22 protein-coding genes are annotated in these 23206 nt (G+C 43.4%); 2 read left to right on the top strand and 20 right to left on the bottom strand.

What is annotated here, in order from left to right; translation table 11 throughout:
• Positions 1-91 precede the first annotated feature (91 nt).
• From BM101_RS08575 to BM101_RS08530, 10 genes are all read right to left on the bottom strand, one after another.
• Positions 92-3583, bottom strand: a complete 3492-nt coding sequence (locus BM101_RS08575; protein WP_177194452.1) for an HD domain-containing protein — start codon at positions 3581-3583, stop codon at positions 92-94.
• Between the two features lie 517 nt (positions 3584-4100).
• Entirely contained in the window at positions 4101-4544 is a 444-nt protein-coding gene (locus BM101_RS08570; protein WP_087033470.1) for an Lrp/AsnC family transcriptional regulator, read from the bottom strand.
• Positions 4545-4624: 80 nt separating this feature from the next.
• Positions 4625-5818 carry an MFS transporter gene (locus BM101_RS08565; RefSeq protein ID WP_087033469.1) on the bottom strand — a complete coding sequence of 398 codons (1194 nt, stop codon included), beginning with the start codon at positions 5816-5818 and terminating at the stop codon, positions 4625-4627.
• 12 nt (positions 5819-5830) lie between these two features.
• Positions 5831-6583: an amino acid ABC transporter ATP-binding protein gene (locus BM101_RS08560; RefSeq protein WP_087033468.1), complete on the bottom strand. Its 753-nt coding sequence runs from the start codon at positions 6581-6583 to the stop codon at positions 5831-5833.
• A gap of 26 nt (positions 6584-6609) precedes the next feature.
• A complete protein-coding gene (locus BM101_RS08555; protein ID WP_087033467.1) occupies positions 6610-7581 on the bottom strand; it encodes an NAD(P)-dependent oxidoreductase in 972 nt (323 codons plus the stop codon).
• Positions 7582-7594: 13 nt separating this feature from the next.
• Positions 7595-8815, bottom strand: a complete 1221-nt coding sequence (locus BM101_RS08550) for an aminotransferase-like domain-containing protein (RefSeq protein WP_087033466.1) — start codon at positions 8813-8815, stop codon at positions 7595-7597.
• Positions 8816-8828: 13 nt separating this feature from the next.
• On the bottom strand, positions 8829-9575 hold the full coding sequence (locus tag BM101_RS08545; protein ID WP_087033465.1) for an amino acid ABC transporter ATP-binding protein: 747 nt from the start codon (positions 9573-9575) through the stop codon (positions 8829-8831).
• On the bottom strand, positions 9572-10282 hold the full coding sequence (locus tag BM101_RS08540) for an amino acid ABC transporter permease (protein WP_087033464.1): 711 nt from the start codon (positions 10280-10282) through the stop codon (positions 9572-9574). Before BM101_RS08540 ends, BM101_RS08545 begins: the two co-directional genes overlap by 4 nt.
• A 15-nt stretch (positions 10283-10297) precedes the next feature.
• Positions 10298-11116, bottom strand: a complete 819-nt coding sequence (locus tag BM101_RS08535; protein ID WP_087033463.1) for a transporter substrate-binding domain-containing protein — start codon at positions 11114-11116, stop codon at positions 10298-10300.
• Between the two features lie 13 nt (positions 11117-11129).
• A complete protein-coding gene (locus tag BM101_RS08530; protein WP_087033462.1) occupies positions 11130-11897 on the bottom strand; it encodes an amino acid ABC transporter permease in 768 nt (255 codons plus the stop codon).
• A gap of 163 nt (positions 11898-12060) precedes the next feature.
• Here BM101_RS08530 and BM101_RS08525 point away from each other — a divergent pair, with 163 nt between their 5' ends.
• Complete coding sequence (locus tag BM101_RS08525) at positions 12061-12441, top strand: hypothetical protein (RefSeq protein WP_087033461.1); 381 nt, start codon at positions 12061-12063, stop codon at positions 12439-12441.
• On the opposite strand, the gene sufB is transcribed toward BM101_RS08525, so the two are convergent.
• From sufB to sufC, 5 genes are read right to left on the bottom strand one after another with little or no spacing between them, the layout of a single operon-like run.
• Complete coding sequence (sufB, locus tag BM101_RS08520) at positions 12414-13808, bottom strand: Fe-S cluster assembly protein SufB (RefSeq protein WP_087033460.1); 1395 nt, start codon at positions 13806-13808, stop codon at positions 12414-12416. The genes BM101_RS08525 and sufB overlap by 28 nt on opposite strands.
• Entirely contained in the window at positions 13805-14290 is a 486-nt protein-coding gene (sufU, locus tag BM101_RS08515) for a Fe-S cluster assembly sulfur transfer protein SufU (RefSeq protein ID WP_087033459.1), read from the bottom strand. The genes sufB and sufU overlap by 4 nt, the downstream gene beginning before the upstream one ends.
• Positions 14277-15512: an aminotransferase class V-fold PLP-dependent enzyme gene (locus BM101_RS08510; RefSeq protein ID WP_087033458.1), complete on the bottom strand. Its 1236-nt coding sequence runs from the start codon at positions 15510-15512 to the stop codon at positions 14277-14279. Before BM101_RS08510 ends, sufU begins: the two co-directional genes overlap by 14 nt.
• Positions 15509-16801 carry a Fe-S cluster assembly protein SufD gene (gene sufD / locus BM101_RS08505; RefSeq protein ID WP_087033457.1) on the bottom strand — a complete coding sequence of 431 codons (1293 nt, stop codon included), beginning with the start codon at positions 16799-16801 and terminating at the stop codon, positions 15509-15511. Before sufD ends, BM101_RS08510 begins: the two co-directional genes overlap by 4 nt.
• A gap of 11 nt (positions 16802-16812) precedes the next feature.
• Positions 16813-17586, bottom strand: a complete 774-nt coding sequence (gene sufC, locus BM101_RS08500; protein ID WP_087033456.1) for a Fe-S cluster assembly ATPase SufC — start codon at positions 17584-17586, stop codon at positions 16813-16815.
• 255 nt (positions 17587-17841) lie between these two features.
• On the opposite strand from sufC, the gene BM101_RS08495 reads away from it, so the two are divergent.
• Positions 17842-18570 (top strand): gamma-glutamyl-gamma-aminobutyrate hydrolase family protein, encoded by a 729-nt coding sequence (locus BM101_RS08495; protein ID WP_087033527.1) that lies wholly within the window; start codon positions 17842-17844, stop codon positions 18568-18570.
• A gap of 189 nt (positions 18571-18759) precedes the next feature.
• Here BM101_RS08495 and BM101_RS08490 read toward each other — a convergent pair whose 3' ends face one another.
• The 5 genes from BM101_RS08490 to BM101_RS08470 all read right to left on the bottom strand — a co-directional run bounded on the left by BM101_RS08490 (position 18760) and on the right by BM101_RS08470 (position 23022).
• Positions 18760-19119 (bottom strand): glycine cleavage system protein H, encoded by a 360-nt coding sequence (locus BM101_RS08490; RefSeq protein ID WP_177194451.1) that lies wholly within the window; start codon positions 19117-19119, stop codon positions 18760-18762.
• A gap of 16 nt (positions 19120-19135) precedes the next feature.
• Positions 19136-19489, bottom strand: coding sequence for an arsenate reductase family protein (locus tag BM101_RS08485; RefSeq protein WP_087033455.1), 354 nt, complete (start codon positions 19487-19489; stop codon positions 19136-19138).
• Positions 19490-19510: 21 nt separating this feature from the next.
• Entirely contained in the window at positions 19511-20710 is a 1200-nt protein-coding gene (locus BM101_RS08480; protein ID WP_087033454.1) for an FtsW/RodA/SpoVE family cell cycle protein, read from the bottom strand.
• Between the two features lie 110 nt (positions 20711-20820).
• Positions 20821-21831 carry a YihY/virulence factor BrkB family protein gene (locus tag BM101_RS08475; protein ID WP_087033453.1) on the bottom strand — a complete coding sequence of 337 codons (1011 nt, stop codon included), beginning with the start codon at positions 21829-21831 and terminating at the stop codon, positions 20821-20823.
• A gap of 141 nt (positions 21832-21972) precedes the next feature.
• On the bottom strand, positions 21973-23022 hold the full coding sequence (locus tag BM101_RS08470) for a branched-chain amino acid aminotransferase (protein WP_087033452.1): 1050 nt from the start codon (positions 23020-23022) through the stop codon (positions 21973-21975).
• Positions 23023-23206: the final 184 nt, after the last annotated feature.

Here is a 23206-nt window from a genome sequence, read left to right as displayed (position 1 = left end):
TTTTTCCAGATTGGTGTTAGTTTTAGACTTAAAAAATATGGCAAAGCAGTCAACAATCAATAGAAGATCGTTTTATTCGGTATATGGAAACTTATATCTTTATCTCTTTTTTATCTAAAAGGTAGTAATGTATATCGGATTCATTCGAAAAAGTATCTGGAATATTCTCTATCAAATCTTCTAAATCATGCTTTCCTGATAAATATGCCATCTCACTAGTTCCCCCTAAAAAAAGTACACTCCATCCCTCATAGACACCAGTAAAATATTCAAGATATTTTCCTTTTTTCTTTTCTAACTTTATTTTTTCACTTTCACTTAATATACTTGGTGTTATATAGACTCTCAGCAAGTAATCTGTTTTTTCTTCTCTAACAGTTCTTCCATGATCATTTAACTCAAAGAGCCAATAGTTATTATGCACCTGATTATAATTAAGCACCCTATTAGGTTCATCATTTTGGAACCATCCTTTTATTGGGAGTGTGCCAAATCCAACATCTGGAATTAACTGTAGTGATTGTAAGGAACCAATTCCAGATAACCCATTGCCCATCGTACTTATCCAATTCACCCGATCATTGGTAAACATTATTCTTTCACGATAATCATATTTTGCCAGTTTAAATAGATTTGGAGATACTATCGGAAATACCCCAGTTACGACATCATTGTTTGGAAAATGTGTGTCCCAGTTCTCAGCATAAGTTAAAAATGGAACACTTTGATGTTCGTAATAGTGATGAATCAAATTCTGATTTATTACCAATCGCTCATTACATGTAACAAGAATATAATCATCAAATATTTCTATTTTATTTGAGCACATTATTTTACTTAAATATATCAACCATTCTTGCTTATTACATTTGGAAATTAAAAAATTTGGCTTAATCTTAACAATACCAGCTTTGAAAAAATCAGTAATTTGATCGACTTCTAAAACATAATTTAGAAGATTGGGAAATAATTGATTAGGAATATTTTTTTCACTATTCGCTAGGAAGTCGATTATATCGATTTTGAAAATTTTATTATAGTCAATGAGTTTTTCTAAAATCAAATCGCTATTTCCTATATCAGATGATAAGTTCATTACATAATCCAATATTGCAGTACATATTTTATTTTTTAGCATCTCTATCAATGCTTTTAATTCTTCAACTAATTCCTCTGATATTTCAGTTACACTCAAACGATCCACAGAAAGTTTTGGTCTAAATTCACCATCAAAATTTATAATAAAAGGTTGATTATTATTAATGTCTTTAAAAAGTACGTTATCAATTGATTGTTTAATTACTTTGTAATCATCAATTATTATTCCATCAACAGAGACTAGCCCTCCTCTTTTAAAAAATGGAAATGAATATAGATTATTAAGTACCTCGTTTTTATCAGAAGTGGGTAGAATGATAGGAGTTGTCAAGGAGATATTTTTAGAAGAAACTTTCACTACTTGAGATTTAAACTTATCCCAATTATCCTTTATACATATTAGGGATTCTTTATATTCTTCTGAGAAATTCTCCCGTGTTTCATCTAGTAATTTTTCTTTGGTTATCTTTGTCAAATCGAAAGGTTCATAATTATCAACAATATATTTTAAGGAATTATTGCTTAATCTTGTAGCGACTTTAATATTTTGAGGTGTATTATTTATCATATGGAATAATTTGCTGTAAATATTATTTTCAATTGTTTGTATACTTGTTGTAGAATTATCCCCACGTCTATCCGTGCTGCCATCAAAAAAGATTAACTTATTATCCATTTCCTCTACATGTTCATCATTTAATTCTTGAACAGACAGATAAATTTTAATTAAAGTTCCATTTTGACCAACTAGTTCTTTATCTATTTCTTCTGCATTTTTGTAATAAAATTTTTCATGAGGACCATCTACTTTGAATGAAATTAAAGGGGACCCATTTTCACCAGAATTCTTAGTAATTACCTCTATCTCATCGCCAATCATAAAACATGACAAAATTCCTATTCCAAACTGAGATGTTGGGGATACTCCTTTCTCCCAGCTAGCTTTCAATTCATAAAATTGTCTTGATTTATAATAAGACGTTCCGATATTCAAAAAATAGTCTTCAATTATTTGCTTGGTCATTCCTATGCCATTATCTAAACAATATAGATATCTCCCATTAATATCTTCTTCAATCCCGAATTCAATTAAGCCCTCTTTGATTGAACCATTGGCTAAAGCACATTTACAAGCATCCATTGAATTTTGATATAATTCACGTAAACAAAGATATTTATCCTTGTATAAACCTACCCCCATAAGTAATTCTAATATTCGCGTTTGATTAAGTACAAACTTCAGGTTGTCAACTGGTACAAACGAATGTTCATCGTATAGTACCGCTTGCCTATTTACTTTTTCCGCTAAATTTAAATTATAATACTCAGAGAATTTCTTTAAATTATTATCTTTTATTTGAATGGAGTAATAAATATGGTAATTTGATAGTTCAATATCTACCCAATCCATATAGTCTTGGAAAAAATAATAAAGTTTTGGTTCTTTAAAGTACGCGCTATAAGATATCTCTCTGTTGCCCTTTTCATCAAAATCTGTCAACCAAGAATTAATTCCTTCTTGTTTTACTTCCCAATGAATGATGCTTGTATTATCTTGTATCATTTTGGAAGCCATTAGAGACTTAGGTGCTCTTTCAGCGGAAAAATGTATAACATCACCTAATCGAATTAAAACTGTAATAAAGAAGATGTTAGCATAATTTCCATCAGAATATCTTGATCGCAAATCATATTTTTCAATTTCCGAAAAATTTATCCCATGCCCTACTACTATCTTAGCTAAATCATCAGCTAATTTACTTGCTGTAAAAATATCAGAATAAGCCACCATTTTGCGTGAAAGTAGTTCACAATTTTTTTTTGAAAAAAAATGATGATTTCTTCTAATATATTCATAGCGAATATTCTCACTCTTTTCTCTATATTCATTTTTGTCTTTTATATTACTTAACTCGAATGAAAATCCATTCCTAAACTGTTGATAATTTACCAATTTTCTCGCTAAAGAATCAATAAACTGTTCTTCTTTATCTTCTATAAAAATGAAAGATTTAACATTATCGAATTCAGCGTAAATAAATTTTTTGTTGTCTATTATAAATTCTTTTGCTTCAGAAAAGAGAAAAGGCTTTTTCCCATCATTATTTATGGTTATTTCAAGTTCGTCATACAAGCTGAACCAATCATTACCTTCCGTCGCCTTAAACAAATTTAACTCCCACTTCGGTAACGCCATTCCAGTATCATGCATATATGCGGATAGTATAATTAAAAAATATTCGTAGTTAGTTAATTTAAGTGAATTACTTTCGTAATAATTAGAGAGGATTAACATATTTTCTAATACTTGCTTAGCATGAGAATCATCATGAACATCAAAATTTGGAAGTGTTAGCCTAATTTCTTTCAAATGATTTACAATATCTGGAATGATATTATTAAAAATTGCTATCAATTTAACAGTATCATGTTCTGAACTATTTGAACTATTGCTCAGTATTTCTCTCACAAAACTCTCATTCATGTACATGTCCCCGATCACATAGTTATTCAATCCCCATTATATCATTTTCATTATGATTAATTATCTACACTTCTTTATTCCTGTTGCATTATATATTGAAACAAGTCAACTTATTCATGCTTTTTATATGGAAATCTTATAAACAAAATCAAGAAATTTTTGTGCTGTTTTGCATATACTAACGACCTATCTGCCATTCCTCCACCTTCTTACCAGATTATTTGTTCTGAGAAGTATTCTAATTCAGTATAGCATACTGAAGCTTTTTGTAGATTATCATAAAGTTTTTTCGATGGGTTATTATACCCCCAAACACCGATTACTTCACATCGCAATTTGTACATTTTACAAATTAAATCACACTCTGAAAGTTATCGGCGTTCACCGGGTAATCGATCGGCACTGTTCGCGTCGACCTCATTGGGCTATACCCCTATCATTCCTTGAGCCGAGATAACTGTCGGACGAAATACAAAAATAAGCAAAGACGCCGAAATAGGACTATCGGCGTCTTTGCTTATTCGTTTATTTGGATTTGCAGCCCGCGGGGACCGACATTTGTTGAAAAGACAATATGCGTTTTGGTATCGCCAAAGCGTTGCAGGTCAGTAATAAATTCATCAAGTTCTATCGTGTTGGTAAAGAAGACCCTCAATAACATCGAGTAATCACCTGTAATGCAGTCGCATTCGACGACATTGGGGATTTCTTCGACATAACGATAGAAATCTTTTTTGTCCTTCGCATTGACCGCACAATTCACATATGCCTTGATCAAAAAACCCAATTTCTGATAGTCCATAATAGCTTGATACGTATGGATATATCCCAGGCTTTCTAAATTCTGCAAACGTACCGATACAGAAGGAGACGAGATGAAACAGTCTTCAGCAATTTGTTTGACGGTGATCCGGCCATTTTTTTGCAAAATATTTAAAATTTTCTGGTCTAACGCATCCATCCATAAGCCCCTCCACTCTCATCGTTTTCTTATTTTATCGAGAATTGATAAGAGGTGCAAGATTGGGCTCACAAGATGTGTTATATTTTATGACATTTCCTTTCATTGCCAACAAATAGAAGGTAAACAAGCAGAGCTGCTAGTCCAAATCCTCCGCAAAATAGGTACATGACGTGAAACCCAAACAAACTGGCGATCACGCCCCAAAGCATCGCACCACCACCGTACGCTACGTCCAGAGAAGCTGAGAAGACTGCGGTCGCGCGTCCGCGTTCTTGATCTAAAATACTTTGCAAAACAATCGTATTCATGACCGGCAGCAAACTGGCAAAACCGATTCCATATAGCATGGCCGCTAACAGTAAATGCATAAGATCATCGGCATAAGCAAGTATGCCAAACGATGCACTGATGCTCACTATACTGCTGCAAATCAAAAACGATTGGTTGATGCGATTCATCATATAGGGGAAGAGAAAACGAATCAGAACTGTGACGATCGACATCAATGTAAAGTAGTAGCCCGATCCGTTGATTTTCTTTTCGATCGCAAACTGCGCAATAAAAGCAATAACGCCGGAATTCGCAAAGCAAATCAAAAACATGATCAGACTTGGAAAAGTTACGCCTCGATTCTTCATGACGGACAACGCTTTAGTCGTTCCGCCACTCGTCTTTACTCCCGCAAAAAGAGTGCTGGGAGTTTGAGCACTTAAAAAAAAGCTTAAAACAAAAGCCACACTTGTCAACAAAAGCGCCACTCGAAACAATGCCTCAAATCCGTATTTTTCCACCACCGCCAACCCCAGCAAAGGCCCTATTGCGCCAGGGACTGCTTGGGCAATACTAAAGTACCCTAAGCCAACAGATAACTTTTCCTTTGGAATCAAATCTGCCGCCATGGTCGCAGCACTTGTTGCTTGGATACTGTTGCCAACCCCTTGGATCAAGCGTAAACAAAACAGCATCACTAGCGTTTGAAACACATTCAACAAGGCGAAGTCAATGAAAAGAATCCCTAACCCAATGCTGAGCAATAGCCTGCGACCGTATTGATCCAATAATATGCCGATTGGCAAGCGGAAAAATAAAGCCGAGATACCTAAGATCCCCACAATGCTTCCCGCTACCGCTTTTGACCCACCTAGTGCAGTCACATAGAGGGGCAATGTTCCCATTTGGGTCGTGATTGCCGTCATTGCCAAAAAAGTGATACTGTTCACCAAGAGAAAGTCTTTGGTCCAAAGCTTGCTTTTTTCTCCCGTATATTCCACGTGACATCCCTCTCAGATTGCTGTATTAAACCGAACTTGTGTTAAAAATTGTTTTGTCCGCACTTCTTTAGGATCATCAAAGACTTCTGAAGGCGTTCCTGATTCAATGACTATCCCATCAGCCATAAAAACAACTTTATCCGCCACCTCTTGTGCGAACTGCATCTCATGGGTAACGATAACCATCGTTTGACCACTGTCAGCCAATTGCCTCATCACATTCAACACATCCCCGACAAGTTCTGGATCAAGGGCAGATGTGGGCTCATCGAATAACAACAAGTCTGGAGATAACGCCATCGCTCGGGCAATGCCAACCCGTTGCTGCTGCCCGCCGGATAGTTGGCTAGGATACATCCCTGCTTTGTCCGCCATCCCGACTTTTTCTAAGACTGAATAGGCCACTTTTTCTGCTAGTTTTTTGGGGACTTTTCGTGGTGTAACCAATCCTTCCATCACATTTTGTAAAACCGTCATGTGACTGAATAATTCATAGGATTGAAAAACCATCGCTGTTTTTCTGGCAATTTCTCGGCTCTGATGTGTGCCGATGCGACTGAGGTCATAGTGAAGATCGCCAAGTGCATAAATCCCTGCATCCGGCCGTTCCAAGAGATTTAAACAACGCAAGAAGGTGGTTTTACCCGATCCGCTTGGTCCGATAATGCAGACAACTTCGCCTTTATGGATGGTCAAATCTACGTTTTTCAATATCTCATTCTTACCAAAACTTTTTTGCAGTCCTCTTATTTGCGCCTGGATCATCTTCGTCTCCTCCTTCTTTTGATTTCTCAAAGTGAGATCGTATTACGGGAACTTCCTGCTAATAAAATGTCTCGCGCATTTGTTAACGAGGTCTCAACAATTTCTTGTACGGCCAATTCTGTATGGTATGCAATATGCGGTGTAATCATTACATTCGGGAAGGTCATCAAGCGAGAATAATACGGGTTATTCGCCCAACCGACGGAAAAATATTTTTCCTCGTCTTCTAACGTATCCAATGCTGCACCACCCATTTTCCCGGTTGCTAAACATTGAATCAGCGCTTCGGTATCGACAATTTTTCCGCGCGCTGTATTCACCAGGCAACTATCGGGTTTCATTTTTGCAAATGTTTCCTCAGAAAAAAGATAGGTGGATTTTTCAGATAAGGGTACGTGTATGGACAGAACATCCGATTCTTTCAACAGTTCTTCAAAAGAAACATAGCTGACTTTCCCTTTCAAACGAGGATTTTCTCTTGAACTGGAGGCGATCACGCGGCCACCCAAAGCATGGATCCCTTCAGCGACCACAGAACCGATCCGGCCTGTTCCTAAGATTCCGACCGTCACATCTTGTAATTCTCTGCCGATCGCTGTTTTACGGGATGATTTTGTTTGCAGGACGGTTGGAATATTCCGCAGGAGCATTAAAATCGACATGATCGCAAAATGACCGACTGAAGTGGGACTGTAAGAAGGAACATTCGTCACTGTCAATCCATATTTTTGCGCCCATTCGAAGTTGATCCCATCCACACCGGTCGATTTGACCGATAATTGGCGAATCCCTTGTTCCCGCAACTTACGGTAGAGCAGTTCACTTTGACGCATTTCCGGACTTGGATACAGGCAGACCCCATCGTGAAGTCCAGCGAGATGAATATTTTCGCTGGATATCCCTTCTTTGATGATCGTCACGGGTACTTTATTGCTAAAACTCCAACGATTGACGAATTTTACTTCGTCATCGCTGACACCATAATAAATCAATTTCATATAGATACCCTCCTCAAATCACTTGTTTGTACGCTGCAGGCGTCGCTTGTTCCAAAGCTTCACCAATCACTTTTATCCCTTTCTCGATTTCCGGCAGTGTAGGTTTGGTGAAGTTCAATCGGAAATAGCGTTCATACCCTTCCTGCGCCACACTCATCACATTTCCAGGGATGACGGCGACCTTGGCTTCATCCAATGCCGCATAGAATGTTTCCGGATCCAGTTCATCCGCCATCTTGCAGCAGATAAAGTAGCCGCCAGCCGGTTTGATGAACTGAACTTTGTCTTTCGGCAATGCTTCAAGAGCCGCAACCATCGCTTCAAACTTTTCTTTGTAAAATAGCTTCAACGCCGAGACATGTTCTTCAAAGTGATGATTCATCATGAATTCCGCCAACATTACTTGCCAATAAAAATTGGTATGGGAATCCGAGACTTGCTTCGCTAAAATCAATTTTTCCATGATTTCATCCGGCGCCATGATGAAGCCCAACCTTGTGCTGGGTGCTAAAATTTTTGAAAACGACCCCGCATAAAGGACACGCCCGTCCGTATCCATTTCCTTCAGCTTCATGATCGGTTCGCCGTAGTACAAGAGATCTCCATAAGGATCATCTTCGAAAATCAGCACATCATATTTTTGGGCCAAGCTGTAAATCGCTTGGCGCTTTTCTAAAGGAATCGATGTCCCTAACGGATTTTGAAAGGTGGGAATGAGGTATATGAACTTGATGCGTTGGTCAAATTGCAGCATTTCTTCCAGTGCTTCCAAATCGACGGATTCTTCTGCGACGTTCATCGGAATCGGTACGGGAATGGCTCCATAGCCTTTGATCGCATTCACCGCGCCTGAAAAGGTTTGTTCTTCGCACAGAACGACGTCTCCCTCATCACAAAAGACTTTCACGGCAATATCCATTGCTTGGGTGGAACCCGAAGTTATCAGCACCTGCTCCTCATTCTGAAGATTGGCAGTTGCCGCCAGCCGTTCTTTGACCAGCTTACGCAGCAAGGGATAGCCTTCGGAGGCACCATATTGCAAAAATGTTTCTGGATCGACTTCCGTGTATAATTTTTGGGAAATTTTTTGTAGGGTTTCCATTGGAAAAGCTTCAACCGGCGGATAGCCGTAAGCAAATGAGATCACATCTTTGAGTTCCATGTTTTTACTTGCGTTTTCTCTTAAAGGAGATGTTTTCAATTCCTTGATACGATTTGCGAAACGATATGCCATCTTATTTCCTCCCCTATCTAGCCATTTGATTCGTGAAACGGGTCAAAAAGGCTTTGGTCCGCTCTTCTTTCGTTTGTTCAAACACTTCTTTAGGTGTTCCTTGTTCAACCACCTGGCCATTTTCCATAAAGATTATTTTGTCTGACACTTCATAAGCGAATTTCATCTCATGCGTCACCAACACCATCGTTGCTCCCGTTTCAGCGATGTCCCGCAAGAGAGTCAGTGTCTGTCCCACTAATTCCGGATCCAATGCTGAAGTCGGTTCATCGAATAATATCACTTTGGGATTCAACGCCAATGCTCGCGCAATTCCGATTCGTTGCTGCTGGCCGCCGGATAATTGACTGGGATAAAAATCTTGGCGCTCGGATAATCCCACTTGTTCCAGCAACACATCTGCCAATTCATACGCTTCTTGCTTTGTCTTGTTCTTCGTCAGCAAAAGCGGCATCACAATATTTTCGCGCGCTGTCTTATTTTGGAACAACGCAAAATTTTGAAAGACCATCGCTGTTTGTCGTTGATGCGCCAAAATCTCCTTTGCATTGGCTTTATTTACAATCGTTTCAGTCTCCCCTAACACAATACTGCCTTCATCCGCTCGTTCCAAAAAATTCAAGCAGCGTAGAAAGGTTGTTTTACCGGAACCGCTTGGCCCTAAAAGGGTGACAACTTCTCCTTTGGCAACCTCCATATTGATGCCTTTGAGAACTTCTTGCTTGCCAAATCGCTTTTGGATATTGCGTACTTCCATCATAAAATCGCCCTCCTCAGTTTACGGCTCATGCGTTCTTCAAGGATTTGCACAATTTTTTCGATCACTAAACTGATTCCCCAATAAATGACCGCGACCGCCACATATGCTTCTAAGAACCGATAATTTTGCTGCGCTGTGATCTTCGCAGCTGCAAACACATCGACGACACTGACCATTGACGCTAAGGAAGAGGCCTTGACCAAGCCGATCAGTAAATTACTGAACATCGGTAAAGAAATAGGAATCGCTTGCGGCAACAGCATGCGACGAATCGTTTGAAGGTTGGTCAAGCCTATAGATTTGGCCGCATCGAACTGCCCCGGTTTGACAGCTGCAAATGCCCCGCGAAAAATCTCGCTGCTATTGATTGTGGCCATTAAACTCAATGCGGCAACGGCGATCCATACCATGTTGAAATCTTTGAATCGGAGCGACCAATGCATGGATTTAGCCCAAACATCAAACTGTTTAGAAGCAATCAAGTACAAAGCGAGAATAATCAATACCATGGGAATGCCTTTCAACAAAGTGACGACCGCTTGAAAAAATTGGCTAAGTCCTTTGATGCGATACAGTCGAACCAGCGCAATACCTAAGCCTAAAATAACGCCGATTACTAGAGCAGTGATTGCCATGAACAATGTTGTGCCAACGTATTGGCTAGCTACTTTCAATGATTGGAACATCACCTCAAATTTGAAACTCATGGCCCTCATCCTTTCTTATTCTGGCACATAATCACCATCTAGATATTTTTCGGAAAGTTCTTTAATGGTTCCATCCGCTTTTAATTCCTCTAATGCTGTATTCACGGCAGCGATAAGGGCTGGATCCGTTTCTTTATTGAAGAGCAAGTAGGCATCCGAATTGTGGACTGGTTCGCTGCCGACTGCTAAATTTTCATTAAAGGAGCGGTTCCAGTTGTCAACTTGATATTTTGGCGCCAAAGTTGCATCCACTGCTCCTGACGTAACCGCTTGAACGATCTGTTCGTTATTGTATTCGCCATAAACTAATTCAAAGGCACCCGGGTTTTCTTTTAAATAAGTTTCAGCCATCGCTGCCTGATTCGTTGCAGTTGTGGCGTATACTTTTTTCCCGGCAAGATCGGCAAAGGACTGATAAACCGTTCCTGCATCCGGATCCGAAACGATGTAAGTATCCCATACCACGTAGCCGGCATCCCCGTATACAAATTTTTCTTGGCGATCTGCATTCACTTCATATTCAAAGGCAGCCATCTGAACCTTATTGCTCTCTAAATTTGACAATGTTGTGGGAAAGTCCGCTCCTTCAAAAGTGAACGTGTAATCCGTCAGTTTTTCATCAATGGCTTTTACTACAGCGACATCATAGCCATCATATTTGCCGTTTTCATCTAAATAAGCATACGGCAGAGCTTCGTTCCCTGTACCTACTTTGATCTCTGTTGCTCCGCTATCTGCTGCGCTCTCAGTAGCAGCAGAGCCGCTGCTGCACCCAGCCAACAGTATCCCTGCAACCAATAAACTCGCTCCAAATCCCCATGCTGATTTTTTCATCCTGAACACTCCTTCAATTTGTCTCGATTTTTTGGATCCCGATTTTTTGAACTTTTTTAATAAGTGATAGACTTGGGAGTTGGAAAGACGTTTTTTTTGCTTCTGTGAAATTCATCCGTTTTTCCAACAAGTCAAAGACTCGTTCAAGAATAATGCTCAAGGTAATAAACAGAACTGCCGCGCCTACGTAGCCTTCTAACGTGTGGAAGGTAACAGCACCAATGGCCCGCGCTTTCCCTACGACATCCACTATCCCGATCGTAAATGCCAATGAAGTATCCTGCAGCAAAGCAACAGTAGTGGTACCAAATGCTGGTAATGCCACACGAACAACTTGCGGAAGAATGACACGTAAGTACATTTGTGACTTGGTCAGTCCACAAGCAATGCTTGCTTCTTTCTGCGTAATCGGTACACTCAAGATTGCGGCGCGAATGGTTTCTGATTGAAATGCCGCGGTATTCAATCCGTACGTAATATAGATAAAGATAATTTTGTTCCATGATGACACATCGATTTGAATCGCCTGTAAGAGGCTGGGTACACCGTAATAAACGATGTATAGTTGGACAAGAATCGGCGTCCCGCGAATAAAGGAAACAAATACTGCGGCTATTTGACTCACTATCGGTATTTTCTCCACCCGCATGAACGCAATAAAATTTCCCAACATCAAACCTACAAAAGTCGCAATGCCTACAATCAACAATGTTACGGGCAACGCACTGAGAATTTTAGGAAAAAACTCCCATACTAGATCCCAACTAAAGAAACTTGACATTTTATTCCCTCCTCTCATTCCATTGAATTCAGAACTTTTTTTTTCTGAATTTCCATTAGAATACATCACTATCCAGTTCTTGCACAAGATGTGGTGCCTTCTTGATACTTTAATTCGTAAATATCGTGCGTTTGATTATGAAAATAAAAAATGAAGCGTAACCATGGTTATTTTATTATGCAAGAAAAGCGGGACAGGTTCACTTCTTTTGAAGGGCAACCGGAGAAGCGGATTCGTTTTCCTGCTCTTCTCCGGTTGCCGGGTTCTCGCCGAAGATCCGATCCCGCTTTTCCCGCCGTCCTCCGGCGAGATAGTCCTCACCGGAGATTCGGCTCTGATTAATGTGCTGTTTCCCGGTGAAGCAATCCTCACCGATAATCCGACGCCGTTCCATTCGTTATTTCTCGGCGAAGCAACGCTCGCCGGGAACCCGGCCCCCACCCACGCTCAAAGTAAATACGCAAAAAAAACCGCAAACGTCATTATATCAACGTTTGCGGCTGTATTTTTCAATTATTATCCCACTGAACCTTCCATCTCGTAGGCGATAAGTCTATTCAACTCGACCGCATACTCCATCGGCAGTTCTTTGGTGAATGGTTCGACGAAGCCCATGACGATCATTTCGGTCGCTTGGGATTCGGTCAATCCGCGGCTCATCAAGTAATACAGTTGTTCTTCGGATATTTTTGAAACTTTCGCTTCGTGCTCCAAAGACACATGGCCGTTGTGGATTTCATTGAACGGAATTGTGTCGGAAGTCGAAATATCATCCATGATGATCGTATCGCACTCGATGTGCGAAATCGACCCTTGCGAATTCTTGCCGAACTTCACTTGGCCACGGTAGTTGACCGCTCCGCCGTCTTTGGCGATGGACTTGGAAACGATCGAACTGGACGTATTCGGCGCGTTGTGGATCATTTTAGCCCCTGTATCCTGGTTCTGTCCTTTGCCGGCAAAAGCAACCGACAACATCGTCCCTCTTGCGCCACGGCCGTTCAGGATGACGGCTGGATATTTCATGGTCACCCGTGAACCCAAGTTGCCGTCGATCCATTCCATCGTCGCATTTTCATAGGCAACGGCACGTTTCGTCACCAAGTTGTACACATTGTTCGACCAGTTTTGGATGGTCGTGTAACGGCAGTACGCGTCCTTCTTGACGATGATCTCAACGACGGCAGCATGCAGACTGTCTGATGAAAAAGTCGGCGCTGTACAACCTTCCACATAGTGGACGCTAGCTCCTTCATCAACGACGATCAACGTCCGTTCGAATTGGCCGGACCCTTCATTGTTGATGCGGAAGTATGTTTGCAAGGGCACATCACATTTGACGCCTTTCGGCACATAGATGAAGGTTCCGCCTGACCATACCGCAGAGTTCAATGCCGCTTCAAAGTTATCCGTCGGTGGGACGACCGTGGCGAAATACTCCTTGAACAGCTCCGGGTACTCACGCACTGCGGTATCCGTATCCGTGAAGATGATCCCCAGTTTCTCGAATTCTTCCTTCATGTTGTGGTAGACGGCCTCTGATTCGTACTGGACCGTAACACCCGCCAAGTAGGCGCGTTCCGCTTCCGGGATGCCGATTTTTTCAAACGTTTCTTTAATTTCATCTGGTACATCATCCCAAGTTCTGGCTACTTTATCGGTAGCCTTCTGGAAGTAGGTGATTTCGTCGAAATTCAGATCGGATAGGTCGGGGCCCCACTTTGGAAGCGAACTTTTCCGGTATGCTTCTAATGATTTAAGGCGGAAATCCAGCATCCATTGCGGTTCCCCTTTTTCTTCGGACATATCTCTGATGACGCCTTCCGTCAGACTTTTCCCCGTCGAATAAATGATTTCCGCATTGTCATGAAAGCCAAATTTATAATCGCCAACTACTGGTACATCACTCATAAAATCTCTCCTTCATGCGAGGAATCAGCTTGTTTTTCCCCTTTTTCTTGTTCGTCTTGCGTGATCGCTCTTTCCAACGCTTTCCACGCCAATGTCGCGCATTTGATGCGGGCCGGAAATTTGGCCACGCCGTTAAGGACAACCGCTTCGCCCAGATGTGCTTCATTTGGTTCAATCTTATCTTGGACCAGCAGGAAAAATTCTTTCGCCAAAGCAAGAGCCTCATCTTTTGTTTTGCCTATGATCACATCGGTCATCATGCTCGCGCTGGCCGTGCTGATGCTGCAGCCATGGCCGGAGAATTTGGCCTGTTTGATGACGCCATCTTCCATAGCCAATTGCAAGGTGATGACATCGCCACAGGTAGGATTGTTCAATTCGATCTGTTCGTCGGCGTGTTCAAGCGTACCAAAATTATGCGGATGACTGGAGTGATCCAGAATGACATAACGATATAGGTTATCAAGTTTAGATAAAGCCATCTTTGAAAAACTCCTTTATTTTTTTCAGCGAATCAATGAAACGGTCCGCATCTTCAAATGTATTGTAAAAGTAGAAACTAGCCCTCGCCGTCGCATGGACGTCCAAGTAACGCATCAGCGTCTGTGCGCAGTGGTGGCCGGCGCGGACAGCGATGCCCTCCATATCGAAAGCCGTAGCCAGATCATGGGGATGAACGCCGTCCAAGTTGAAGGTGATGACGCCGGTGTGCAGTTCCGGGTCAGCGGGACCATAGACGGAAATGCCTTCGATGGTTTGCAGCTTCGGCAGGACGTATCTGACAAGCTCTTTTTCATAGGCTTCGATTTCATCCATGCCGATGGCTTCCAAGTAATCGACGGCGGCACCGAGTCCGATGCCCCCTACGATGTTCGGTGTCCCTGCTTCAAATTTCCAAGGCAGGACGTTCCAAGTGCTTTCGTAATCGTAGACGAAATCGATCATTTCGCCGCCGAATTCGACGGGTTCCATCGCATTAAGCAAGGCTTCCTTCCCGTATAAGATGCCCGAACCCGTAGGCCCCAGCATTTTATGGCCGCTGAAGGCGTAAAAATCCGCATCCAGCGCTTGAACATCGACTTTCATATGCGGCACCGATTGCGCCCCGTCCACGACGATGTAGCCATTTTGTTGGTGGATCAACTCCGCCAGTTCCTTGATCGGATTCGTGATGCCCAGAACATTGGAAGCATGACAGACGGATAAGATTTTGCCTTTGGCAGAAATGACTTCAGCAGATTTCTGGACATCCACAAACCCGTCCGCCGTCAACGGCAAGTAGACCAGTTTGGCGTTTTTGCGTTTCGCCAATTGCTGCCACGGAACCACATTGGAATGGTGCTCCATGGGCGTGATGTAGATTTCGTCCCCTTCTTCGATGACGCTGTCGCCGAAGCTGCGCGAAACCCAGTTAAGCCCTGTCGTGGTGCCTCTCGTGAAGAGCACCTCTTTCGTTGACGCCGCATTGATGAAACGGCGCAATTTCTCCCGTGCCTCTTCATAGTGGGTAGTCGCACGCTCCGCAAGGGTATGCACCCCGCGATGGATGTTGGCATTGTCATGCTCGTAATAGTGTTGGATAGCATCCAGCACTTGTCTCGGTTTTTGGGAAGTGGCAGCATTGTCCAAATAAATCAATGGTTCATCATTGACTGACTGAAACAGTATCGGAAAATCCTGTTTTATTTTATCGGCATCTATCATGCTTTCTTCAACTTCCTTTCAATCATCTCTACCAAGTTATCCCGGATTTCCTTGATCGGAATAGCTGCGATGACGGTACCCAAGAATCCACGGATGACCAGACGTTCCGCTTCCGCTTTCGGGATACCGCGGCTCAACAGGTAGAACATATCTTCCGGATCGACACGCCCGACGCTCGCCGCATGACCTGCAGTGACATCATTCTCGTCGATCAAGAGGATCGGATTCGCATCCCCTCGCGCTTTATCGGACAGCATCAAGACACGGCTTTCCTGTTGCGCATCTGCGCCTTTCGCGCCTTTGATGATGTGGCCGATGCCGTTGAACGTCAACGTGGAACGATCCATGATGACCCCGTGCTGTAGAATGTGCCCGATCGAGTGTTTGCCGTAGTTCGTCACGCGCGTATCGATGCCCTGCACTTGTTTGCCGGTAGAGATGGCCACAACTTTGATTTCGCTGTGCGAACCGTCCCCGATAAGGTCTGAGTCGAAGTCTGAGATGACATTGCCGTCATTCATGACCCCGATGGCCCAGTCGATGGTGGAATCATTCAGCAGATGGCCGCGGCGGTTCAAATAAACGCTCGTGTTTTCGCCGAACGTATCGACCGCAGAGAACTTCACGTGCGCTCCGGATTTGGCGATGACCTCAACGACCACGTTCGCGTTGTTCTTTTCAGCGCCGTCCGTTTCGAAACGCTCGACGTATTTCACGGAGCTGTTCACATCGGCAACCAAAAGCACGTGTTTCACGAAACTTTCCTTCACATGGGCATTCTGGATGAATAGAGCTTCCAGCGGTTCCTCCACAACGACATTTTTGGGGATGTAGATGAATACGCCGCTGTTCATGAACGCCGTGTGGAATGCCGTGAAGCGATCCTCTTCCGGCTTCACCGCTGTCGTCATATAGTATTCCTTGACCAATTCGGGATATTCTTGGGCGGCAGTGAACAGATCTGTGAAAATGACGCCTTGTTCGATCAAATGTTGCGGCAACTGTTCCATTAGGGTCACTTTGCCGTATTGCACCAGTTTCGGGTTGTTGTTCATTTCATATTGCAAGCCTTGGCTGTTCTCAAGCTCCTCGCCATACGCTTCAACCGAGATGTTTGTCTCCAGCAGCGGCCAACGATGGTAGCTGATCCGTTCCATCAAGGGAAATTCCAGGGTTTCGTATTTTTCGAACATATCCAAGCGTTTTGCGCGCATCCATTCCGGCTCTTCTTTTTCGATGGAAAATAGTCGAACCGCATCCAATAGGGACGCTTTTTCTTCATTCAGCATATTGCGTCCTCCTATTCTTCATCCAAGTGGATATCTAAGCCTAATTCATCGCGAATGCCGCGGTAGCCTTCTGCTTCCAAACGTTTTGCCAGGCTTGCGTCGCCGGATTTGACGATGCGGCCGTCCATCATGACATGCACAAAGGTAGGGTTGACATAATTCAACAGACGTTGGTAATGCGTGATGATCAATACGCCGAAATCGGGACCGGCCATCAAGTTCACGCCTTTGGAAACGACCTTCAGTGCGTCGATATCCAAGCCGGAGTCGATTTCATCCAGGATGGCGAATGTCGGTTCGATCATCATCAATTGCAGGATTTCATTGCGTTTCTTTTCGCCGCCTGAGAAGCCTTCGTTCAAATAGCGTTCCGCCATTTCTTCCGGCATATTCAATATTTCCATCTTTTCATCCAATTTTTTGATGAAGGACATGACGGATATTTTATCGTCTTCCGGACGGCGTGCGTTGATGGCAGCACGCATAAATTCAGCATTCGTGATGCCGGTGATTTCACTTGGGTATTGCATTGCTAAGAAGAGGCCCGCTCTTGCGCGTTCATCGACTTCCATTTCGGTCACATCTACGCCGTCCAACAGAATTTCGCCCTGTGTGATCTTATAGCTCGGATGGCCCATGATAGCTTGTGATAAAGTAGATTTACCGGTACCGTTCGGCCCCATGATGGCATGGATTTCTCCCGTGTTCATAACCAGGTTAACACCTTTAAGTATTTCTTTGTCTTCGATGGAGACATGCAGATCCTTCACTTCTAATGTAGACATAAAATAACTCCTCACAATCTATGTAATTTAATCAAATGTTCATAATTAATACTATCCCTATTCTAAACTAACTGAAAACCTTTCGCAATGAATTAATACTGAAAACGAGCAAATCCAGCAATAAAAATGCTTCACTTTATAATCGTTATAATCTAAAAGGAATAATTACCTGTGTTCCAAGTCGGAAAACTTATCATCGGCAGCGTTCTGTTGTACAATAGGGAAGCAAGTTTTATAACGGAAGGAATGATAAAAATGAGACCTTTAATCGGCATCGCCGGAAATGAATTATTAGAGAGTGTCCCTGTTTTCGGCGGAATGGCTGTTGCTTATTCCCCGAACGGTTTCATCAAGGGTATCCATGCCGCAAAAGGCAACCCGCTGGTCATCCCGATCGGTTCCCCTGAAACAGCGAAAGAGTATGTTTCAAGAATGGACGGCATTTTACTGACCGGTGGACAGGATGTTTCCCCGCATTACTACGGAGAAGAGCCGGGGCTGCATATGCAGGCGACCTTCCCTCTGCGCGATGAATTTGAAATGGCGCTGATAGCGGAGGCCCTTCTGCAGAAGAAACCGATTTTCGCGGTCTGCCGCGGCATCCAGATCCTCAACGTGCAAATGGGCGGGACCTTATATCAAGATCTGGATCACGACTATCCCGACGTCAAAATCCAGCATGTGCAAAAGACCACCTTCAAATTCCCGACACATTCGGTCATCACCGAACCGGGCAGTCATCTGCATGAGCTGGTCGGCGGGAAGATCCAGGTAAACTCCTATCACCACCAAGCCGTAAAGGAGATCGCCAAAGGTCTGAAACCGGTCGGATACAGCCCGGACGGCATCGTGGAAGCCTTGGAGGCATCCGATCTGGAGCAAAGCATCCTTGCCATCCAATGGCATCCGGAAACGATGATTCCCGATTCCGAGCTGATGCAGCTCTTTTTCAACGACTTCATCGAACGCTCTGCAAAAAAATAGGCGAACACAGTGGACAAAACCCGACTGGCGCTCCTGTCGGGAGTTCGGCCCCCATTTCGCTACAAACTAACGACGAACAGGAGTTTCGTCGGGTTTTATGACTTATCGGCAGTGTTTCACTACAAAAATGAAAATGCTCCCCTGGATGGAAACCGACAGTTGTCGTTTCCTCTCCAGGGGAGCATTTTTCTATTCTAAACCGGATAGATTCCGCAGACACATGAATTCTTCGTCATCGACATCCGTCAAAACAGCAATCCAGTTGACGGCATCGTCAGTGCTGTTCAAGTTCTCGGGCTTGTTTTCCAGTGCTGCATTGACCGCTATGATTTTTCCGTTCAGAGGGGAAGTCAGATCCGTCATCGCTTTCGCGGCTTCGACACCGACCAGCGAATCTGCAGTCGTTATGGCCCCTTCCTCCGGCAAATCGATGAAGCTGACTTGGCCTAAATCATCCTGCCCTTTTTCCGATAAACCGATCGTGTACTTGTCGTCTTCTTTCTTTATCCAAAAACCGTTTTCGCTAAATTTCACCATCTTCTCAGACATCATGCTTCCTCCTCTTTCATTTCCAAATCGTTTCGAATTCTTCTTCTTTAAAACCAAAGGTACTGTTTTTACCGTCCGTAATGAACGGTCTGCGGATCAACATGCCATCCGATTGTAGCAGGTCAAGCGCATCCTCGATGCTCATGTCATCGAGTTTGTCCTTCAATTGCATTTCTTTGTACAGATTTCCGCTTGTATTGAAGATGCGGCGCAGGGTCAGATTCCCCGCTTCGAAAGCTTGCTTGATCGTTTCTTTGTCCGGCGCTTCCTCCCGGATATCTTTCAGTTCATACGGTATTTGTTCCTGGTCAAACCATGCTCTGGCTTTTTTGCAAGTCGAGCAGGTCGGATGTTGGTAAATCGTGATCATTCCAGCTTTCCCCTCCTGTCTTTACATTCCAAAATGCTCATCCTCATCGGAGAACATGTAACTGCGGAAATGATATCTCATGGACATCACCAGTCCGATGCCCAACATGTTCCCCAGCAACGCCGATCCACCTTGCGATATGAAGGGCAAAGGGATACCGGTAATCGGCAGCAGGCCGATCGTCATGCCGATGTTTTCCAATACGTGGAAGAGGATCATCATGATAACCCCTGTCGACATGTATGCATAAAACTCGTTTTTCGTATCGAAACAGATGCGGATCATTTGATAAATCAATAAGAAATAAATGAAGATCAAGAAGCAGCCGCCGATGAACCCGAAGTTCTCTCCAATGGTCGAAAAGATCATATCGGAAACCCGGACCGGCACATATACTTCAGAGACGCCCAAGCCCTTGCCGAAGAGTTTTCCCGAACCGATGGCTTTCATGCTTTGCGCCAATTGGTAGGCATCCCCCGTGCTGTCCCCGAATGGGTTGAGCCATGAATCGATGCGGGCGAATTGGTAATTTTTAAACCCAAAATGCAACAAGATGTCGCGGTTGAACACTACCAGGTAAATCAGTGCCCCGCCTAAAAGAGTAATCGTCCCAAAAACCGGCAACATGATTTTCCAGGAAACGCCGGACATGAAGGTCATCCCCACGATGATGGCCAAGAATACCAGTGTCGTACCCAAATCGTTTTGAAGTATGATAAGCAGCAGCATCGGCAAGGACCACATGCCGATTTTCCCCAATAGCCGCAAATCCGTCTTTTCGGTCCGATCGTCGATTTGGATGTTGTGTCCGGTTATGACCCGCGCCAACATGATGATCAGTGAAACTTTGACGACCTCGGATGGCTGAAAAGTCACCGCGCCGAATTTGAACCAGCTTTTCGCTCCTTGCAAGGCGTAGGTGTTGCGGTCGTAGAAGATCAGGACCAAAAACAATAGGAACACGCCGATGCCGTATGCGATCGGCGCCACTTTCCAAAGTTGCTCGGAATCGAAGTGCATGACGATCGCCGCGGCGATGATTCCGATACCGTACCACACAATTTGCATGATCGTTTGTTGGAGGCCCCCCCCCTCCGTTTGTAATACGCTTGTTGAATATATCGTCACGACGCTGATGATAGCCAATATAAAAACAGATAAAATGATGCCGTAATCGATCTTCGACACATCTGCTTTCTGATTAATTTGCTGATTTCTCATTATTAAATCCTTTCTCATTCAAAACTATACTCATTTCATCCTTTCATTATATAGAATTTTACCATAAAAAAAAAGCAGCGAAGATTTAAATTAACTGTAAACCTTCGCCTTCATGTGGCCGAACGGTTGTTTTTCATTTTCCTCATCTCATCATTTTCCACAATGATCAGATTTCTGCGGATCAGTCGCCTTTTCAAGGCCTGCTTTTTGATCGAAGCTTCCATGCCTTTCGCTGAGTAAAGGATGACGTAGCGATTTTCTTCGCGGAGCACTTCCTTCAGCGGTCGGAAATAGTAATAAAGCATGACATTCAAAAATCCGCCCAAAATCAAAACGATTCCCAATAAATACAGCCACAGCATCAAGATGATGAAAACACCGACAGCTCCGTTCCCGGCGGCTTGCCTGGCCGCGAATCCCACATAGCTGGAAAATAATTGCGATATCATCAGGAACGCAACCGTTGAAAACAAGGCGCCCGGGATGGAGAATTTGATGGACCAATAAACATTGGGCACAAAATAATAGATATAGGTCAAAAGGACCCAAATGACAAAAAAAGCACCCACCCATCTGAGATTATCGAACGCATTGATGTACGCGATCTGGATCGGGAAGATATCTCCCAAGAACGCCAAAATATAATTCCCGAACATAAAAATAAACGCAACCAGGGCGATGATCACGACCATCAGGAAAGCGATGATGAACGAAAACATGCGTTGCACAATGATATTTTTCCGGACCGTCGTATTATAAACCTGGTTCAGAACCTTTTGAAAGACACTGAACGCTTTGGAAGACGTCCAAATGGAAATGAGTATCCCGATCGAGATCGCTTGGCCGTTGCCTCCAGACAAATAATCGCTCATTATCGGATTGATCACCTCGCTGATTTCTTTCGGCAAGGTCAGCGCCAAATAAGCTAATAACTCGTCTTTCGGTATCGGCAGAAGGGGGATGAGGTTCCCGAAAACCAACAAGGTTGGGAATAAGGCCAACAACGCGAAATAGGCCAGTTCGGCTGCCTGATGGCTGATCTGCAGTCTTCCCCAATGGGCTTTCATCAATAAGGCGACGCGGCGTAATTTGTCATTTTTTATTTTAGCGAGATAGTCCATGTAGCTCCCCCCCTTCTTGCTTTGTATACTCTTATCATAATGAAAATGAAACTATTTTTCCATAAATACGACGCCGATTCTTCGGAAAAAGGGGGCATCGAACCAAATCGGTTCAATGCCCCCTTTTTATCATTTCATTTTTTAGTCTACTTTTACGATCCAGCCTTCAGGCGCTTCTTTATCGCCGAATTGGATGCCGGTCAATTCATCATATAATTTATGCGTGACAGGGCCCACTTCCGTTTCCGAATAGAATACATGGAATTTATCCCCGTATTGGATGCCGGCGATCGGAGAGATGACTGCGGCAGTTCCGCATGCTCCGGCTTCACTGAATTCATCCAATTTATCGATGAATACATCGCCTTCTTCAACTTCCATGCCAAGGCGGTTTTCAGCCAGATACAACAAAGAATATTTCGTGATGCTTGGCAAGATGGATGGTGAAGATGGTGTCACGAAACGATTATCTTTTGTGATACCGAAGAAGTTTGCTGAACCGACCTCTTCAATTTTTGTATGTGTCGCTGGATCAAGATAGATGCAGTCGCTGAAATTGCGGTCATGCGCTTCTTGTCCTGGCAACAAGCTGCTGGCATAGTTTCCGCCTACTTTTGCAGCACCGGTACCATGTGGAGCGGCACGGTCATAATCGGATACGATGAAGTTTGTCGGCGTCAATCCGCCCTTGAAGTAAGGTCCGACAGGCATCGCGAAGATGGAGAAGATATATTCATCGGCAGGTCTTACGCCGATGTTGTCACCCACGCCGATCATGTAAGGTCGTAGGTACAATGTGCTTCCTGTGTTATAAGGAGGAACCCATTTTTCATTCGCTTTTACTACAGCTTTTACCGCTTCGACGAATTTATCGACAGGAAATTCAGGCATCAACAATCTTTGGCAGCTCTTGATCATTCTTTTTGCATTTTCATCAGGACGGAACAGATTGATGCTACCGTCTTTGGTGCGGTATGCTTTCATTCCTTCGAAACAAGACTGCCCGTAGTGCAACGCTGGAGATCCTTCGCTGATATGGACTTTATTGTCCGTAGTCAGTTCGCCGTCGTCCCATTTTCCGTCTTTCCAATAGGAAATAAAGCGATAATCCGTTTTGATGTAGCTAAACCCTAGATTTTCCCAATCGATGTTTAATTCTTTTTGAGCTTCTGTTTGCGTTATTGCGGTCATTCAAATCACTCCATATCTCTATATTTTAATTAATAAATGCCATTATTAGTGAATATTCATTTACTTCCAAACCCGCGTCACTGAAAGGAATCATTTTGTATGCACACAACAGGTTGTTCTCTGCCGTAGTGAGTGGTCAACACAGGCAGCACTGCTCCGCACAATAAGTATACCCTAACTGTGT

The organism is Trichococcus palustris, assembly GCF_900114465.1.
Classification (GTDB): Bacteria; Bacillota; Bacilli; order Lactobacillales; family Aerococcaceae; genus Trichococcus; species Trichococcus palustris.
This window is presented reverse-complemented; position numbering and strand designations above follow the sequence as displayed.

What these genes read in the sequence shown, in the direction of transcription:
- sufC (WP_087033456.1), bottom strand. Translation starts at nt 17,586, where the DNA reads ATGTCTACATTAGAAGTGAAGGATCTGCATGTCTCCATCGAAGACAAA.
- BM101_RS08480 (WP_087033454.1), bottom strand. Translation starts at nt 20,710, where the DNA reads ATGAGAAATCAGCAAATTAATCAGAAAGCAGATGTGTCGAAGATCGAT.
- sufU (WP_087033459.1), bottom strand. Translation starts at nt 14,290, where the DNA reads ATGGCTTTATCTAAACTTGATAACCTATATCGTTATGTCATTCTGGAT.
- BM101_RS08485 (WP_087033455.1), bottom strand. Translation starts at nt 19,489, where the DNA reads ATGATCACGATTTACCAACATCCGACCTGCTCGACTTGCAAAAAAGCC.
- BM101_RS08575 (WP_177194452.1), bottom strand. Translation starts at nt 3,583, where the DNA reads ATGAATGAGAGTTTTGTGAGAGAAATACTGAGCAATAGTTCAAATAGT.
- BM101_RS08530 (WP_087033462.1), bottom strand. Translation starts at nt 11,897, where the DNA reads ATGTCAAGTTTCTTTAGTTGGGATCTAGTATGGGAGTTTTTTCCTAAA.
- BM101_RS08535 (WP_087033463.1), bottom strand. Translation starts at nt 11,116, where the DNA reads ATGAAAAAATCAGCATGGGGATTTGGAGCGAGTTTATTGGTTGCAGGG.
- BM101_RS08525 (WP_087033461.1), top strand. Translation starts at nt 12,061, where the DNA reads ATGGTTATTTTATTATGCAAGAAAAGCGGGACAGGTTCACTTCTTTTG.
- BM101_RS08490 (WP_177194451.1), bottom strand. Translation starts at nt 19,119, where the DNA reads ATGTCTGAGAAGATGGTGAAATTTAGCGAAAACGGTTTTTGGATAAAG.
- BM101_RS08470 (WP_087033452.1), bottom strand. Translation starts at nt 23,022, where the DNA reads ATGACCGCAATAACGCAAACAGAAGCTCAAAAAGAATTAAACATCGAT.
- BM101_RS08550 (WP_087033466.1), bottom strand. Translation starts at nt 8,815, where the DNA reads ATGGCATATCGTTTCGCAAATCGTATCAAGGAATTGAAAACATCTCCT.
- BM101_RS08545 (WP_087033465.1), bottom strand. Translation starts at nt 9,575, where the DNA reads ATGATGGAAGTACGCAATATCCAAAAGCGATTTGGCAAGCAAGAAGTT.
- sufB (WP_087033460.1), bottom strand. Translation starts at nt 13,808, where the DNA reads ATGAGTGATGTACCAGTAGTTGGCGATTATAAATTTGGCTTTCATGAC.
- BM101_RS08540 (WP_087033464.1), bottom strand. Translation starts at nt 10,282, where the DNA reads ATGAGTTTCAAATTTGAGGTGATGTTCCAATCATTGAAAGTAGCTAGC.
- BM101_RS08475 (WP_087033453.1), bottom strand. Translation starts at nt 21,831, where the DNA reads ATGGACTATCTCGCTAAAATAAAAAATGACAAATTACGCCGCGTCGCC.
- sufD (WP_087033457.1), bottom strand. Translation starts at nt 16,801, where the DNA reads ATGCTGAATGAAGAAAAAGCGTCCCTATTGGATGCGGTTCGACTATTT.
- BM101_RS08555 (WP_087033467.1), bottom strand. Translation starts at nt 7,581, where the DNA reads ATGAAATTGATTTATTATGGTGTCAGCGATGACGAAGTAAAATTCGTC.
- BM101_RS08510 (WP_087033458.1), bottom strand. Translation starts at nt 15,512, where the DNA reads ATGATAGATGCCGATAAAATAAAACAGGATTTTCCGATACTGTTTCAG.
- BM101_RS08570 (WP_087033470.1), bottom strand. Translation starts at nt 4,544, where the DNA reads ATGGATGCGTTAGACCAGAAAATTTTAAATATTTTGCAAAAAAATGGC.
- BM101_RS08560 (WP_087033468.1), bottom strand. Translation starts at nt 6,583, where the DNA reads ATGATCCAGGCGCAAATAAGAGGACTGCAAAAAAGTTTTGGTAAGAAT.
- BM101_RS08495 (WP_087033527.1), top strand. Translation starts at nt 17,842, where the DNA reads ATGAGACCTTTAATCGGCATCGCCGGAAATGAATTATTAGAGAGTGTC.